General features: G+C 69.8%; 15 protein-coding genes and 1 riboswitch. Of the genes, 10 read left to right on the plus strand and 5 right to left on the minus strand.

Annotated elements, in window-relative coordinates; genetic code table 11:
* Nucleotides 1–183: 183 nt before the first annotated feature.
* The 5 genes from IE317_RS34055 (at nt 184) to IE317_RS34075 (ending at nt 4,528) form a co-directional block, all read left to right on the plus strand.
* Nucleotides 184–1,287 carry a PrsW family intramembrane metalloprotease gene (locus IE317_RS34055; protein WP_191315550.1) on the plus strand — a complete coding sequence of 368 codons (1,104 nt, stop codon included), beginning with the start codon at nt 184–186 and terminating at the stop codon, nt 1,285–1,287.
* Nucleotides 1,288–1,376: 89 nt separating this feature from the next.
* Nucleotides 1,377–2,336 carry a Rossmann-like and DUF2520 domain-containing protein gene (locus IE317_RS34060; protein ID WP_373309187.1) on the plus strand — a complete coding sequence of 320 codons (960 nt, stop codon included), beginning with the start codon at nt 1,377–1,379 and terminating at the stop codon, nt 2,334–2,336.
* Entirely contained in the window at nt 2,333–3,238 is a 906-nt protein-coding gene (gene panC / locus IE317_RS34065; RefSeq protein WP_191315485.1) for a pantoate--beta-alanine ligase, read from the plus strand. Before IE317_RS34060 ends, panC begins: the two co-directional genes overlap by 4 nt.
* A 10-nt stretch (nt 3,239–3,248) precedes the next feature.
* Nucleotides 3,249–3,746 (plus strand): aspartate 1-decarboxylase, encoded by a 498-nt coding sequence (gene panD / locus IE317_RS34070; RefSeq protein WP_191315486.1) that lies wholly within the window; start codon nt 3,249–3,251, stop codon nt 3,744–3,746.
* Between the two features lie 5 nt (nt 3,747–3,751).
* Entirely contained in the window at nt 3,752–4,528 is a 777-nt protein-coding gene (locus IE317_RS34075; RefSeq protein WP_191315487.1) for a type III pantothenate kinase, read from the plus strand.
* Between the two features lie 77 nt (nt 4,529–4,605).
* Here IE317_RS34075 and IE317_RS34080 read toward each other — a convergent pair whose 3' ends face one another.
* The 3 genes from IE317_RS34080 to IE317_RS34090 form a co-directional block, all read right to left on the minus strand.
* On the minus strand, nt 4,606–5,007 hold the full coding sequence (locus IE317_RS34080; protein WP_191315488.1) for a DUF6640 family protein: 402 nt from the start codon (nt 5,005–5,007) through the stop codon (nt 4,606–4,608).
* 33 nt (nt 5,008–5,040) lie between these two features.
* Nucleotides 5,041–5,355, minus strand: a complete 315-nt coding sequence (locus IE317_RS34085) for a DMT family transporter (RefSeq protein WP_191315489.1) — start codon at nt 5,353–5,355, stop codon at nt 5,041–5,043.
* A 28-nt stretch (nt 5,356–5,383) separates the two neighbouring features.
* A riboswitch (guanidine-III (ykkC-III) riboswitch) is annotated at nt 5,384–5,446 on the minus strand.
* 27 nt (nt 5,447–5,473) lie between these two features.
* On the minus strand, nt 5,474–6,226 hold the full coding sequence (locus IE317_RS34090) for a class I SAM-dependent methyltransferase (RefSeq protein WP_191315490.1): 753 nt from the start codon (nt 6,224–6,226) through the stop codon (nt 5,474–5,476).
* 77 nt (nt 6,227–6,303) lie between these two features.
* On the opposite strand from IE317_RS34090, the gene lysS reads away from it, so the two are divergent.
* Together lysS and IE317_RS34100 are read left to right on the plus strand one after the other, a co-directional pair.
* Nucleotides 6,304–7,812, plus strand: coding sequence for a lysine--tRNA ligase (gene lysS, locus IE317_RS34095; protein WP_191315491.1), 1,509 nt, complete (start codon nt 6,304–6,306; stop codon nt 7,810–7,812).
* 145 nt (nt 7,813–7,957) lie between these two features.
* Nucleotides 7,958–8,308, plus strand: coding sequence for a histone-like nucleoid-structuring protein Lsr2 (locus IE317_RS34100; RefSeq protein WP_020641935.1), 351 nt, complete (start codon nt 7,958–7,960; stop codon nt 8,306–8,308).
* Nucleotides 8,309–8,449: 141 nt separating this feature from the next.
* Here the strand turns inward: IE317_RS34100 and IE317_RS34105 are convergent, their stop codons facing one another.
* Nucleotides 8,450–9,307: a helix-turn-helix domain-containing protein gene (locus IE317_RS34105; RefSeq protein ID WP_191315551.1), complete on the minus strand. Its 858-nt coding sequence runs from the start codon at nt 9,305–9,307 to the stop codon at nt 8,450–8,452.
* Nucleotides 9,308–9,341: 34 nt separating this feature from the next.
* On the opposite strand from IE317_RS34105, the gene IE317_RS34110 reads away from it, so the two are divergent.
* Complete coding sequence (locus tag IE317_RS34110; protein ID WP_191315492.1) at nt 9,342–9,920, plus strand: TIGR03086 family metal-binding protein; 579 nt, start codon at nt 9,342–9,344, stop codon at nt 9,918–9,920.
* Nucleotides 9,921–10,275: 355 nt separating this feature from the next.
* On the opposite strand, the gene IE317_RS34115 is transcribed toward IE317_RS34110, so the two are convergent.
* Nucleotides 10,276–11,088 (minus strand): (2Fe-2S)-binding protein, encoded by an 813-nt coding sequence (locus tag IE317_RS34115; RefSeq protein WP_191315493.1) that lies wholly within the window; start codon nt 11,086–11,088, stop codon nt 10,276–10,278.
* 373 nt (nt 11,089–11,461) lie between these two features.
* Between IE317_RS34115 and IE317_RS34120 the strand changes: the two genes are divergently transcribed.
* Both IE317_RS34120 and IE317_RS34125 read left to right on the plus strand, forming a co-directional pair.
* Nucleotides 11,462–14,020, plus strand: coding sequence for an ATP-dependent Clp protease ATP-binding subunit (locus IE317_RS34120; protein WP_191315494.1), 2,559 nt, complete (start codon nt 11,462–11,464; stop codon nt 14,018–14,020).
* Between the two features lie 152 nt (nt 14,021–14,172).
* On the plus strand, nt 14,173–14,535 hold the full coding sequence (locus tag IE317_RS34125) for a helix-turn-helix domain-containing protein (protein ID WP_191315495.1): 363 nt from the start codon (nt 14,173–14,175) through the stop codon (nt 14,533–14,535).
* The last annotated feature ends 15 nt before the right edge of the window (nt 14,536–14,550 follow it).

Genomic DNA, 14,550 nt, shown 5'->3' on the forward strand with positions numbered 1-14,550 from the left:
CCGCGTGCGCCGAAGGGGCGCCTTGGGACGCAACCCGGTGGCGACCGGCGCCCCGCATCCGCCGCCCAGTGGCCCAGGTGGCGTTCCTCCTCCGGACCGGCCTGCGTAGGGTGACCCGCTGTGAGCGGAACCCTCTCGCCCGCGACGGGACTTGATCGCGGACGGCGGCCTCGCCGGGTCACCGTGCTGCTGCCGGTGCTCGGGCTGATCGTGGTGGCCCTGTGCGGCCTGTTCCTCTTCGGCCTGGCCACCGCGCGGGTCGGCCCCCTCGCCGTCACCATCGGCGTGCTCGCCGCGCTCGTGCCCGTGGCCGGCGTCGTCGCCGGGTTCCTCTGGGTCGACCGGTGGGAACCCGAGCCCGCCAAGTTCCTCCTGCTCGCCTTCGCCTGGGGCGCCTGCATCGCGACCATCACCGCGCTGCTCATCAACACCACCGCCGAGGCCGTCGGGGACGAGCTGCTCGGCCAGGGCAGCGGCAACACCGTCGCCGCGCTCATCTCGGCCCCCGTGGTCGAGGAGGCCGCCAAGGCCCTCTTCGTCGTGCTCATCCTGTGGCGGCGGTCAAGCGAGTTCGACGGCGTCGTGGACGGGGTCGTCTACGCCGGGTTCAGCGCCGCCGGGTTCGCCTTCACCGAGAACATCTACTACTTCGGGCGCGCGTTCGCCGACTACGGCTTCGGGGACGGGCACAGCCAGGGTGTCATCACCGCGTTCTTCCTCCGCGGTGTGCTCGCTCCCTTCACGCACCCGCTGTTCGCCGTGCTCACCGGCATCGGGATCGGCATCGCCGCGCGGACGACCACCAAGGCGCTCAAGATCGTCGCGCCGATCGCCGGGTATCTCGCCGCCGTCTGCCTGCACGCCCTGTGGAACAGCGCCGCGCTGCTCGGCGGGTCGAAGTTCCTCACCGTCTACTTCCTGATCATGCTTCCGCTCTTCGTCGGCGTGGTCTATCTGGTCGTCCTGCAGCGGAAACGGGAGCAGCGGATCATCGCCGCCGCGTTGCCGCACATGGCCGCCGCGCGGTGGATCGCGCCGTCGGAGGTCGAGCTGCTGGCCAGCCTGCCCGGCCGCCGCGCCTGGCGCCGCCAGGCGAAACGGCAGTCCGGAAAACGCGCTGCCCGCGCCGTCGCCGTCTACCAGGCGAGCGTGACGGAGCTCGCCTTCCTGGACCGGCACCAGCTCACCAGCGACGCCGACCGGCAGCGCCAGCAGGAGCTGCTGCGCACCCTGAAGGCCGCCCGCGCGGAGGCGACGCGCCTCGCCGACGAGGCCGCCCGCGGGTGAACCGTTCCGGGTGAAGCTGGTCACCCGGGCGCAACCCCGGCTGCTCGCCCGAGTTAGTCTCGCGCCGTCGTCCGGTACCCGGAGCGGGACTGGAACGAGAGCAGAGGGAGTCTGCCAACCATGAGCGTCCACAGGCGCACGCCATGATGAGGCCCGCCCGCCTCGCGGTCGGCGTCGTTTCCGCCGGCCGGGTGGGCAGCGTGCTCGGCGCCGCGCTGGCCCGGGCAGGGCACACCGTGGTCGCCGCCTCGGGCCTGTCCGCTTCGTCGCTGGCCCGTGCCGAACGCCTCCTCCCCGACGTGCCCCTCCTGCCGCCCGACGAGACCGTCCGCCGGGCGGACCTCGTGCTGCTCGCCCTGCCCGACGACGCGCTCGCCGGGATGGTCCGCGGGCTCGTCGCCACCGAGTCGCTGCGGGCCGGCCAGATCGTCGTGCACACCTCCGGCGCCCACGGCATCGACGTCCTGGCCCCCGCGGCCGAAGCCGGGGCCCTGCCGCTCGCCCTGCACCCGGTGATGACGTTCACCGGCCGCGCGGAGGACCTCGAACGGCTGGCGGCGTGCAGCATCGGCGTCACGGCGGCCGAGGGCGACGAAGCGGCGTGGAACGTCGGCGAAGCGCTGACCGTCGAGATGGGCGCCGAGCCGGTGCGGATCCCCGACTCCGCGCGAGCGCTCTACCACGCTGCGTTGGCACACGGGGCAAACCACCTGATGGCGCTGGTCGCCGACTGCGCGGACCTGTTGCGCCAGGCGGGAATCGAGCAGTCCGAACGCCTGGTGGCGCCGCTGCTTTCGGCGGCATTGGATAATGTGCTGCGACACGGCGACCGCGCCCTCACCGGCCCGGTCGCGCGTGGCGACGCCGGCACCGTCCGCAAGCACCTCGAAGTGCTGGCGGACCGGGCGCCGGAGGTGGCGCCGGCCTACCGCGCGCTGGCCAGGCGCACGGTGGCGCGTTCGACGGCTGCCGGGCTGCTGGACACCGCGGCCGCCAAAGACCTCACCGAACTCCTCGACGATCCCGCCGAAGGGCACCAAGACCAGTGACCACACCGAAATTCAGCCGCGGCACCCTGAACGCGTTCGCGTCGCCCGAGCAGGTGAGCCAGGTCAGCCGGGCGCTGCACGGCGTCGGCCGCAAGCTGGCGCTCGTGCCGACCATGGGCGCGCTGCACGCCGGGCACCGCGAGCTGATCCGCCGCGCGAAGCGGCTGCCGAACACCGTCGTGGCCACCTCGATCTTCGTCAACCCGCTGCAGTTCGGCGCGGGCGAGGACTTCGAGGCGTACCCGCGGCCGCTGGAGGCCGACCTCGACATCCTGCGCGAGGACGGCATCGAAATCGCGTTCACGCCCAGCGCGGACGCCCTCTACGCCGAGGGCGCCGTGGTGACCGTGCACCCGGGCCCGCTCGGCGACGAGCTCGAAGGCGCCGCCCGGCCCGGCCACTTCGCCGGCGTGCTCACCGTCGTGGCGAAGCTGTTCAACCTGCTCCGTCCGGACTACGCCTTCTTCGGCGAAAAGGACTACCAGCAGCTGGTGCTGATCAAGCGGATGGTGCGCGACCTGAACATCGACACGCGCGTCATCGGCGTGCCGACCGTGCGGGAGCGCGACGGGCTCGCGTTGTCGTCGCGCAACGTGTACCTGACGCCTGAACAGCGCGAAGACGCCATCGTCCTGTCGGCCGCCCTCACCGCGGGGGCGTTCGTCGGCCGGGACGGTGCGGAGGCGGTCCTCGAGACCGCGTGGAAGACCCTCGCCGCGCGGCCCGCGGTCGAGGTGGATTACCTGGAGTTGCGGGGAACCGATCTCGGGCCCGCGCCCGTCGATGGTGAAGCACGCTTGTTGATCGCGGCCCGGGTGGGGAGTACCCGGCTGATCGACAACGTTCCGGTGCTGCTCGGCCAGGCCGTCGAGCACCCGGAGCGGCTGGACGCAGGGGAATAAGGAGTCCACGATGTACCGCACGATGCTCAAGTCGAAGATCCACCGCGTCACCGTGACCCAGGCCGACCTGCACTACGTCGGTTCGGTGACGGTGGACGAGGACCTGATGGAGGCCGCGGACCTGCTGCCGGGGGAACAGGTGTCCATTGTGGACGTCACCAACGGGGCGCGGCTGGAGACCTACGTCATCAAGGGGGAACGCGGCAGCGGGGTGCTCGGCATCAACGGCGCCGCGGCGCACCTGGTGCACCCGGGTGACCTGGTCATCCTCATCTCGTACGGCCAGATGGACGACGCCGAGGCGGCGACGTACCAGCCGCGCGTGGTGTTCGTCGACGCGGACAACCGGATCGTCCACCGGCACACCGACCCCGGCCACGCGCCGGAGGGCTCCGGGCTGCTGTCCGGCACGGTGACGCTGCCGCCGGAGGAGGAGACGGCGGTCTTCCCGGTCGCCGAGACGGCGGACGCCCGCCGGCTCGACGCGTTGCTGCACGCGGAAAGCTGACCCGCTTGCTGCTCACCGTCGACGTCGGCAACACGAACATCGTGCTGGGCCTGTGGTCCGGTGACGAACTCGTGGGCGACTGGCGCATGCGCACGGACGCACGCATGACGGCCGACGAGCTGGCGTTGACGGTCCGCGGGCTGCTCGGCCCGCACGCGGACGCGGTGACCGGGATCAGCGCGTTGTCGACGGTGCCGGCCGTGCTGCGCGAGCTGCGCGTGATGCTCGGCCGGTACTACGCCCGGATCCCGAAGATCGTGGTCGAGCCGGGCGTGCGCACCGGCGTGGCGCTGCTGGTGGACAACCCGAAGGAGGTGGGCGCGGACCGGCTGGTGAACACGCTGGCCGCGCACCACCTCCACAGCACGGCGTGCGTGGTGGTCGACTTCGGCACGTCGACCAACGTGGACGCGATCTCCGCCCGCGGCGAGTTCCTGGGCGGGGCGTTCGCGCCGGGGATCGAGATTTCGGTGGACGCGCTGGCGTTGCGCGCGGCGGCGCTGCGGAAGGTCGAACTGGTCCCGCCGCGGTCGGTGATCGGCAAGAACACGGTGGAGTGCCTGCAGTCCGGCATCCTGTACGGCTTCGCGGGCCAGGTCGACGGGCTGGTGCGCCGGATCGTCCGCGAGCTTTCCCCGGGCGGGAAGGAGCCGGTGGCGGTGCTGGCCACCGGCGGCCTGGCCCCGCTGGTGCTGGACGAGTCGGAGACGATCACCGACCATGTCCCGGAGCTGACGCTGCTCGGCCTGCGGCTGGCCTACGAGCGCAACATCCGGCCCTGACCCGCGTCCGGCGTGCAGTGAATGACTCATTCCTGGCGTCCGACGCAAGGAATGAGTCATTCACTGCATCCGGCGCGTCAGCCGCGGGCCAGCCGGCGGCGCTCCAGCACGTACCCCACCGCCGTCACCGCCAGCGCCGGGAAGGCGATCTTCGCCTGCGGGAACCGCTCGGTCCCCGGCGGATCCACCGCGCGCGAGCCCGGGTAGGCCAGCGCCGAGATCTGCGTCACCCAGTACAGCGACGCCAGCACGGCCCCCGCGTCGAGGCCGGCCCGGGTCGGCCGGCGCCAGAGCTGCCACAGGCTCGTCGCCCCCAGCGCGAGGCCCAGGCTCATCGTCTGGCCGTTGTGGAACTTCGCGTGCGGTGGCCAAGCCGGGTTGTGCACGTGCGTTTCGTTCCAGTCGGCCTTGTACGGGCCCACCGCGGTCACCAGCGAGGTCAGCGAGATCAAGGCCCGCCCCAGTGATTTGCTGCGCATCCCCGCAGTATCGAACCTCGACCTCGATCGAGGTCAAGGCAGCAGTTTCAGCCCGATGACGCCCGCGGCGATCAGGGCCAGGCAGGTGATCCGGGTCGCCGTCACCGCGTCGCCGAGGGCGAAGATCCCGTACGCCGCCGTGCCGAGCGTGCCGATGCCGACCCACACCGCGTAACCCGTGCCGAGCGGGATGCTGCGCAGTGCGTACGCCAGCCCGCTCATGCTCAGCACCAGCGCGACCACGAACGTCACGATCGGGATCGGCCGGGAGAAGCCCTTCGACGCGCCGAGGGCGGCCGCCCAGACGGTTTCCAGCACTCCGGACAGGACGAGGACGAACCAGGACATGATCGGACCCTTCGCAGTGTTTTCAGGCACTGCGCCGTCTTGTCCTGACCGGGTACGACGCGCTCGTCCGGGACCTCCGGGCGAGGTCGCTTCCGACGCTAGCACGCCGGAAACCGGCTCACCGCCGCCGCGTGCGGAGGGCCGTGGTGATCAGCGGCAGGTCGAATTCGCCGGTCGCGGTGGCCGGGTTCTCCGCGAGGAACTGCCGGAGCCGGCCCAGCAGGGCCGCCGACTCCTCCGGGGCCGCCACGATGACCTTCGAATACGTCGCCATCGTTTCCAGCAGGCTGTCCGCCGTGCGCCGTTGCCCGTGGCGAAACCGGGCGATTTCGAACGGCTCGAACTCCGGGTGGGTCACTTCGCGCAGGTCTTCGACGCTCGCCGGGCGGCGGGCGCCGTCGCGGGCCAGCGCGGTGAACTCGGCGACCCACGGCACCGATTCGTCTTCGTAGTTCCACATCGGCACGCACACGCCGCCCGGGCGCAGCACGCGGCCGATCTCCGTCAGCGCGACGGGTGCGTCGAACCAATGGAACGCCTGTCCGACGAAAACCGCGTCGACACTGTCGCCGGGCAGCGGGATCCGTTCCGCCTGGCCCGCCAGTGCCGGCACCGACGGCACCACCCGCTCCAGTTCCGCGCGCATTTCCGGATCGGGTTCGACCGCGGTGACGTCGAGTCCGAGCGCGGCCAGGCCGAGGGTGAGTTTGCCGGTTCCGGCGCCGAGGTCGAGGACCCGGTGCGGGGTTCCGCTCGCCCCGGAAAGTCCCCACTCGATCGCTTCCCGCGGGTAATCGGGCCGGTGCTGGGCGTACTCCGCGGCGCGGCGGCCGAAGGAAGAGGCACGCTGACCTCGTGTGGGATCACTCACGCGGTCCAGGTTAATGGCGGAAAGGTAAAGGTAATCCGGTTGGCGTAGCGGTCAGCCGGGTTCGTACCCTATGGGCCATGACCGAAAACCCCGCTTCCACCAGCGAGCCCGCCGAAGACGAACTGCCCGAGCAGATGCGGGTGCGCCGGGAGAAGCGCGACCGGATCCTCGCGGAGGGTATCGATCCTTACCCGGTCGAGGTACCTCGGACCCACTCGCTCGCCGAAGTGCGGGCCGCGCATTCCGGGCTGCCCGCCGACACCGCCACGGGTGAGCAGGTCGGCATCACCGGCCGGGTGATGTTCCTGCGCAATACGGGCAAATTGTGCTTTGCCAGCCTGCGTGAGGGCGACTCCGAACTGCAGGCGATGATCAGCCTGGCGAAGGTCGGCGAGGACGCGCTGGCGGCGTGGAAGTCCGACGTCGACCTCGGTGACCACGTGTTCGTGCAGGGTGAGGTCATCACGTCCAAGCGCGGCGAGCTTTCGGTGATGGCCGACGCCTGGCGCATCACGTCGAAGGCGCTGCGCCCGCTGCCGACCGCGCACAAGGAGCTGGCGGAGGAAACCCGGATCCGCCAGCGCTACGTCGATCTCATCATGCGCCCGCGCGCGCGGGACGTCGTGCGCACGCGCGCCGGCGTGGTCCGGTCGCTGCGGGAGTCGTTCCACCGCCGCGGGTTCACCGAAGTCGAGACGCCGATGCTGCAGACGCTGCACGGTGGCGCCGCGGCCCGCCCGTTCGTCACGCACTCCAACGCGTTCGACATGGAGCTGTTCCTGCGGATCGCGCCGGAGCTCTACCTCAAGCGCTGCGTCGTCGGCGGCATCGAGAAGGTCTTCGAGATCAACCGCAACTTCCGCAACGAGGGCAGCGACTCCTCGCACTCACCGGAGTTCGCGATGCTCGAGTACTACGAGGCGTACGCCACGTACGACACGAACGCCGTGATGACCCGGGAGCTGATCCAGGAGGCCGCGCAGACGGTCCTGGACACCCAGGTCGTCACCCTGCCCGACGGTTCGGAGTACGACCTGTCCGGCGAATGGACCACGCTCGGAATGTACGAGTCGCTGTCCGATTCCCTCGGCGAAGAGGTGACGCCGGAGACGCCCGCCGCCAAACTGCTCGGATTCGCGCAGGCCAGGGGCCTGGAAGTGGATCCGAAGCTTGGGCACGGCAAGCTCGTCGAGGAACTGTGGGAACACCTCGTCGGAGATCACCTGCACGCACCGACGTTTGTCCGTGATTTTCCGCTGGAGACGTCGCCATTGACGCGGCAGCACCGCTCCAGGCCCGGGGTGGCCGAGAAGTGGGACCTCTACGTGCGCGGATTCGAACTCGCCACCGGATACTCCGAGCTGGTCGATCCGGTCGTCGAACGGGAACGCCTCACCGAACAGTCGCTGCTGGCCGCGCAGGGCGATAGCGAAGCCATGCGGCTCGACGAGGATTTCCTGCGGGCCCTGGAGTACGGAATGCCGCCGAGCGGTGGTGTCGGAATGGGGATCGACCGGCTCCTGATGGCGCTGACCGGTCTCGGTATCCGGGAGACGATCCTCTTCCCGCTGGTGCGACCCGAATAACCCGGCCGTGTGAGGATAGCGACTGGTTATGGCAAAGAGATTTGCGTTGCTGTGCAGAAGCGGGTACTAATGTTCTGGACAAAGTCTTCTGTCTCGGGGCTTGCCCCGTACCAGATCATTGAGTAAGCCCCGCAGGAGGAATCGGATGGCACAGAAGGTGCTCGTCTCGCTGGTCGACGACCTCGACGGCAGTGAGGCGGAAGAGACCGTCGAGTTCGGTTTGGACGGCGTCAGCTACCAGATCGATCTCTCCTCGGAAAACGCCGAGGAGCTGCGGGATGCGCTCGCTCAGTATGTCGAGCACGCGCGTCGGGCCGGCGGCCGCAAGCGCGCTTCGGTTCGCCCCGTCGCCGGTAAGGGTTCGGCTCGTCCGGCCGCCGTCGACCGCGAGCAGAACCAGGCCATCCGGTCGTGGGCGCGCAAGAACGGTTACGCGGTTTCCGACCGCGGACGCATCCCCTCCGAGGTCGTCGAGGCCTACCACAAGAAGAACTGAAGATTGTTCACGCCATCGCTGTCCGGGCCGAACTCGGGTCGCTGACCAGCAGTTTTCCTTCGGGCCGGTGGTGGCGTGGCAAATCTCGTGGACGCGGGGTTTCGAGAGGCCGCCGGGCGAATATTCGCCCGGCGGCTTTCTTCATGTCCGATCGCTGTCCGGTTCCCGTTCGGCGGCGCGGGCGGTTCGGGCGTACTCGGCAGGCGACTGGCCGGTCACCCTCCGGAAATCGCGGATGAAGTGCGACTGGTCACTATAGCCCAGTCGAACCGCCAGACCGGCGTAATCCGGTTGTCCTTCTGTGACGAGCCGCTGCGCTGCGTCATTGAGACGGTATATCCGGATCGCCCACTTGGGCGGGCATCCGACGTGTTCGGCGAACACGCGCTGGATGGACCGGGTGGTTAGTCCAGTATCCGCGCAGAGTTGCGCCACCCGGGTAATTCCCGGATCCCGCGCGATTGATTCCACGGCCATCGCCGCCTCACGGGCGGCGGGCGACAGCCGTACCGGATTTGCGATCAGCAAGTTGTCGACCGCACGGACCATTTGCGCGTCACCCTCGGCGGTTCGCACCGATTCGGCGGCCGCCGCCGCGGCCGGGCCGAAAACGTCGGTGAGTGGGACGGCCCGGTCGGCGATGTCACGCACGGGGCCGCCGAGGAACGCGCGGAAGGTGCCCGGCCGGAATCGCACGCCCAAGCCCTGGACGCGGCCGGTCAGGCGGTGCGAAAAGACGTCGCGGGCCGGGCCGTGGACTCCCGAGGCGCCGGGGAAGAACGTCACGTGGACCGAGAGGTTCGGCAGCACCCGCTGCTCGTGCGGCGGTTTGCCGCGCAGGTCCCACCGCAGGATCCAGTGGTATTCGACGAATTCGGCGAGCTCCGGGGCCGGCGGGTGCCTGGTCAGCGTGAACATCGTGCGCGCGGTGGCCTCGGCAACGATGCCGCGCGGAATCCGGTGCGTCACGGGTTCACGGTAGCTGTCGCGTTCGTTCAAGACGCCCCGGTCGCCGGCGGGTTCGATCACCGGCATGACTGCTTCGCTGTTGCGCCCGGCCGCGGCCGAATTCCTCCGGATCGCGGCCGCGGTCCCCGACCTGAGCGCGCCGACGCCGTGCGCGGGCTACGACGTCCGCGGCCTGCTCAACCACCTGCTGTACTGGGGTCCGTGGCTGATCGCCGCGGGACGGCGTGCGGCGCCCCCCGCGCCGGGCGGCGGCGAGACGGAGGCGGCGCTGGTGACGGACGACTGGCTCGCGGACCTGTCGAAGCAGACGGAGACGCTGGTTTCGGTGTTCGAGCCGCCTGCCGCGTGGACGGGGACGACGTCCCTGGGCTCGGCTTCGATGCCGTCGGCGGTGGTGGGCGCGATGGTGCTGGGCGAGTTCGTGCTGCACGGGTGGGACCTGGCCCGGGCGAGCGGCCAGTCGTGCGTGTTCGCCCCGGAAGCGGCGACGGCGGTGTACGAGTCCGCGGTGGCGATGGGCGACCAGGCGCGGTCGATGGGGGTTTATGGGCCGGAGGTGGCGGTTTCCGGGGATGCGTCGGCGTTGGAGCGGGCGCTGGGGGCGGCTGGGCGGGATCCGGGGTGGAGCCCTTCGGCGGGTTGAGGTTTTGGGCGGGTCGGGTGTCGTGGTGCCTTCGATGACTCATTCCTGGCATCTGTCTGGTTACGAGGGGGCCTTCAGAAGTGCCTCACCGACGTGGACGGGGACGTTGACGCCCAACCCGCACCCCACCCAGGCCTCTCCCTGCACCCCGATACGAAGCCAGAACACGGCCGGTGGCGCCGGGTCAAGGCACGCTTTCCCGCCTTGACGCGGTGCTGCCGGCCGTCGTCACAATTGCGGCTTCGGGGTGGTGGGCACCCGAGCTACCAGGGCGCACGTCAGCCAGGACCGAGGCCCGACCGGCGGGAACACCGCGACCGACTCTGCCGCCAGGGAGCAGCTGTACCCCCGCTGTCTACCGCGCACAGGTCCGCGGGCACCCATCGCACTCCGCCGACGACGGCAGCAAGTACGAAAAACAGCAGCTCTCGCGCCGCCGGGTCCACTCGCGGCTCTCGGTCAACCGCAGCGTCGATGCCGACGTCAGCGGGGGATACCGCTCGTCGAGCACCAAGGCCGCGTCCGCGACCCCCGCCCCCTCGGCCTCCGGTGTGCCGCCTTGGCGGCCCGCCCACCACAGCGAGTTCTCCAGCGCGTCCGTCGCCGCCGCCCAGAGGGTTCGGCGGCCCAGTCTGCTGATCGGTGCGTACGCCCGGACGAACTGGGCCGCGTGGGCCAGGTAGCGGGCCCGCAGGACCGCCGCCAGTGCTCGCTCGTCGCGGACCACCGTGGCCTCCGGGCGGGCCGAGCCCGGGTCGGTCGGGAGGCAGTGGAACGCGTCACCCAGCACCGCCATGCCGTCCGGGTGGGGACGGTCGTCCGACAACCGGAACGCCAGCTCCGCCGGCTTGAGCGACGGCACGCGGCGCTCGTGGTGCCACAACAGCGCGCCGACGTACGCCGGGACGTGCAGGTACCACGTCAGGACCCAGCTCGCCGTCGTCGGGGCCGGTGCCGATGAATGCTCGCGCAGCAGCCAGTCGCCCAGGAGGCCGCGCCACTCGCCGAAGTGCGAGGGCGTCTCCAGCAGCTCCGAACAGCGGATCCAGCCCGCCGGGACGTCACTGCGCAGCTCGCTGCGTTCCTGCAGGCCGGAGACCCGCCGCAACGACGACGCGAGGCCGTCGCCGACCTCGCGTGCGTCACGGAAGGACCGCTGCTGGTTCAACCGCGGCCCTCCTCGAAGCGCCGTAGTGGATTAGGCGTGCCTAACCTTACAGGTCCGCAGTGGCTGCGCCAATCGGGTGGCGACGTGATCCGGCACTCCCAGCTTGCGGACTGTTCGCGGTGAGCGGACACCGCGCGGATGGCGGAATCCCCGTGGCCGCTCGCACGTTGGGCTTGACGTAAAGGTGCAGGGCAACCTGATGATGGGAGCACCCGGGAGATGCCACGTCCGGGTGCGGAAACGACCGCGAGAAGCCGTAGTGGTAAGCCAGCGCGACCGCTTGGCTACTAGAGTGGTCTCACGGTGCTGAATCCATCGCGGTGAAAGCACGCGATGGAAACGGGCCGCCGGCGCAGCAGTCGAGGGAGTGCACATGTTTGAGAGGTTCACCGACCGCGCGAGGCGGGTGGTCGTCCTGGCTCAAGAAGAGGCCAGGATGCTCAACCACAACTACATCGGCACCGAGCACATCCTCCTGGGTCTGATCCACGAGGGTGAGGGTGTCGCCGCCAAGGCGCTGGAGTCGCTGGGCATCGCCCTGGAGGGCGTGCGCCAGCAGGTCGAGGAGATCATCGGCCAGGGCCAGCAGGCGCCGAGCGGGCACATCCCGTTCACGCCGCGGGCGAAGAAGGTGCTGGAGCTGTCGCTGCGCGAAGCGCTGCAGCTCGGCCACAACTACATCGGTACCGAGCACATCCTGCTGGGCCTGATCCGCGAGGGCGAGGGCGTCGCCGCGCAGGTGCTGGTCAAGCTGGGTGCGGACCTGAACCGCGTCCGCCAGCAGGTGCTCCAGCTGCTCTCGGGCTACCAGGGCAAGGAGTCCACCGAAACCGGTTCCGGCGGCCGCGGTGAGGGCACCCCGTCGTCGTCGCTGGTCCTCGACCAGTTCGGCCGCAACATGACCGTGCTCGCCCGCGAGGGCAAGCTCGACCCGGTCATCGGGCGCGGCAAGGAGATCGAGCGGGTCATGCAGGTGCTGTCCCGCCGGACCAAGAACAACCCGGTGCTCATCGGCGAGCCGGGCGTCGGCAAGACCGCCGTCGTCGAGGGCCTCGCGCAGAGCATCGTCAAGGGCGAGGTGCCCGAGACGCTCAAGGACAAGCAGCTCTACACGCTGGACCTGGGCTCCCTGGTCGCCGGCTCCCGCTACCGCGGCGACTTCGAAGAGCGCCTGAAGAAGGTGCTCAAGGAGATCAAGACCCGCGGCGACATCATCCTGTTCATCGACGAGCTGCACACGCTGGTCGGGGCGGGTGCCGCCGAGGGCGCGATCGACGCGGCTTCGATCCTGAAGCCGATGCTCGCCCGCGGTGAGCTGCAGACGATCGGCGCGACCACGCTCGAGGAGTACCGCAAGTACATCGAGAAGGACGCCGCCCTCGAGCGCCGGTTCCAGCCGATCCAGGTCGGCGAGCCGTCGCTGGAGCACACGATCGAGATCCTCAAGGGCCTGCGCGACCGGTACGAGGCGCACCACCGCGTCTCGATCACCGACTCGGCGCTGGTCGCCGCCGCGACCCTGGCGGACCGGTACATCAACGACCGGTTCCTCCCGGACAAGGCGATCGACCTGATCGACGAGGCCGGCGCCCGGATGCGCATCCGCCGGATGACCGCGCCGCCGGACCTGCGCGAGTTCGACGAGAAGATCGCGAACGTCCGCCGCGACAAGGAGTCCGCGATCGACGCGCAGGACTTCGAGCGGGCCGCCCGCCTGCGTGACGAGGAGAAGACCCTCCTCGGCCAGAAGGGCGAGCGGGAGAAGCAGTGGAAGGACGGCGACCTCGACGTCGTCGCCGAGGTCGACGACGAGCAGATCGCGGAGGTGCTGGCCAACTGGACCGGCATCCCGGTGTTCAAGCTGACCGAGGAGGAGACCACCCGGCTGCTGCGCATGGAGGAGGAGCTCCACAAGCGCATCATCGGCCAGGAGGACGCGGTCAAGGCCGTCTCGCAGGCGATCCGCCGTACGCGTGCCGGTCTGAAGGACCCGAAGCGCCCGTCGGGCTCGTTCATCTTCGCCGGCCCGTCCGGTGTCGGTAAGACCGAGCTGTCGAAGGCGCTGGCCTCGTTCCTGTTCGGCGAGGACGACGCGCTCATCCAGATCGACATGGGTGAGTTCCACGACCGCTACACCGCTTCGCGGCTCTTCGGTGCCCCTCCGGGCTACGTGGGCTACGAAGAGGGTGGCCAGCTGACGGAGAAGGTGCGTCGCAAGCCGTTCTCGGTGGTCCTGTTCGACGAGATCGAGAAGGCGCACCAGGAGATCTACAACACGCTCCTGCAGGTGCTGGAAGACGGCCGCCTGACCGACGGTCAGGGCCGCACGGTCGACTTCAAGAACACGGTCCTCATCTTCACGTCCAACCTGGGCACGTCGGACATCTCGAAGTCCGTCTCGCTCGGGTTCGCCGGGTCCAACGACACCGGCACCCGGTACGAGAAGATGAAGCAGAAGGTCAACGAGGAAATGAAGAAGCATTTCCGCCCGGAGTTCCTGAACCGGATCGATGACATCATCGTGTTCCACCAGCTGACGCAGGAACAGATCATCATGATGGTCGACCTGATGATCGGTCGCGTGGAGACGCAGCTCAAGGCCAAGGACATGGAGCTGGAGCTCACGGCCAAGGCCAAGTCCCTGCTGGCCAAGCGCGGCTTCGACCCGGTGCTGGGCGCGCGGCCGCTGCGCCGCACGATCCAGCGCGAGATCGAGGACCAGCTGTCGGAGAAGATCCTGTTCGGCGAGGTCGAGCCGGGTCAGATCATCCTGGTCGACGTCGAGGGCTGGAGCGGCAACCCGGAGGACAAGGACGACCAGGCGCGGTTCACCTTCCGCGGCGAGCGTCGCCCGTCGTCCATCCCGGACGCCCCGCCGGTCAGCATCGGCGCGGGCCACGAGGAGCAGGGCGGCGAAGCCGAAGGCGAGTGATCGGCTGAAGTAGTACGCCGGAAGGGCGGTTCCCCGAAGTGGGGAGCCGCCCTTCCGGCTGTCCGGTGTGCTCCACCCACCGGAGCAGCGAGGATCCCGTCGCGGAGCAGCGGTTCCGCGACCACCTGCGAGCCGGAGAGGAGGGCTGAGTGATGAGCCGGTCTTGGAAGGAAGTCAAAGCCGAGAAGCTCGCCATCGACCGTGCGGCCGGTCGCGACGTCGATGCCGCGCGCGTCGCTGCGCGGGAGGCGACCGAGGCTTATGTGCTCGGTTTCCGCCTTGCTCAGCTCCGGGAGGACGCCGGTGTCAGCCAGACCGAGCTCGCGCGGCGCATGGGGGTCAGCCAGCCGCGGATCAGCCAGCTCGAACAGGGTGACCCGGGACAGATGGCGCTGGACACCCTTCGCCGCTACATCACGGCCCTCGGCGGCCGGATGCGGGTGGTCGCCGACTTCGAGGGCCACGACGTCACCGTTTCGGCCGTTCAGGGGGATCACACCGACGCCCGCGCCTGAGCGGAGCGGTGCCTC

This window comes from Amycolatopsis bullii (assembly GCF_014654205.1).
In the GTDB taxonomy this organism is placed as follows: Bacteria; Actinomycetota; Actinomycetes; order Mycobacteriales; family Pseudonocardiaceae; genus Amycolatopsis; species Amycolatopsis plumensis.

Bases quoted from the DNA above. Each gene is read 5' to 3' on its own strand.
- IE317_RS34110 (WP_191315492.1), top strand. From the start codon at position 9,342: ATGACTGCTTCGCTGTTGCGCCCGGCCGCGGCCGAATTCCTCCGGATC.
- IE317_RS34085 (WP_191315489.1), bottom strand. From the start codon at position 5,355: ATGTCCTGGTTCGTCCTCGTCCTGTCCGGAGTGCTGGAAACCGTCTGG.
- IE317_RS34080 (WP_191315488.1), bottom strand. From the start codon at position 5,007: ATGCGCAGCAAATCACTGGGGCGGGCCTTGATCTCGCTGACCTCGCTG.
- IE317_RS34125 (WP_191315495.1), top strand. From the start codon at position 14,173: ATGAGCCGGTCTTGGAAGGAAGTCAAAGCCGAGAAGCTCGCCATCGAC.
- IE317_RS34100 (WP_020641935.1), top strand. From the start codon at position 7,958: ATGGCACAGAAGGTGCTCGTCTCGCTGGTCGACGACCTCGACGGCAGT.
- lysS (WP_191315491.1), top strand. From the start codon at position 6,304: ATGACCGAAAACCCCGCTTCCACCAGCGAGCCCGCCGAAGACGAACTG.
- IE317_RS34120 (WP_191315494.1), top strand. From the start codon at position 11,462: ATGTTTGAGAGGTTCACCGACCGCGCGAGGCGGGTGGTCGTCCTGGCT.
- panD (WP_191315486.1), top strand. From the start codon at position 3,249: ATGTACCGCACGATGCTCAAGTCGAAGATCCACCGCGTCACCGTGACC.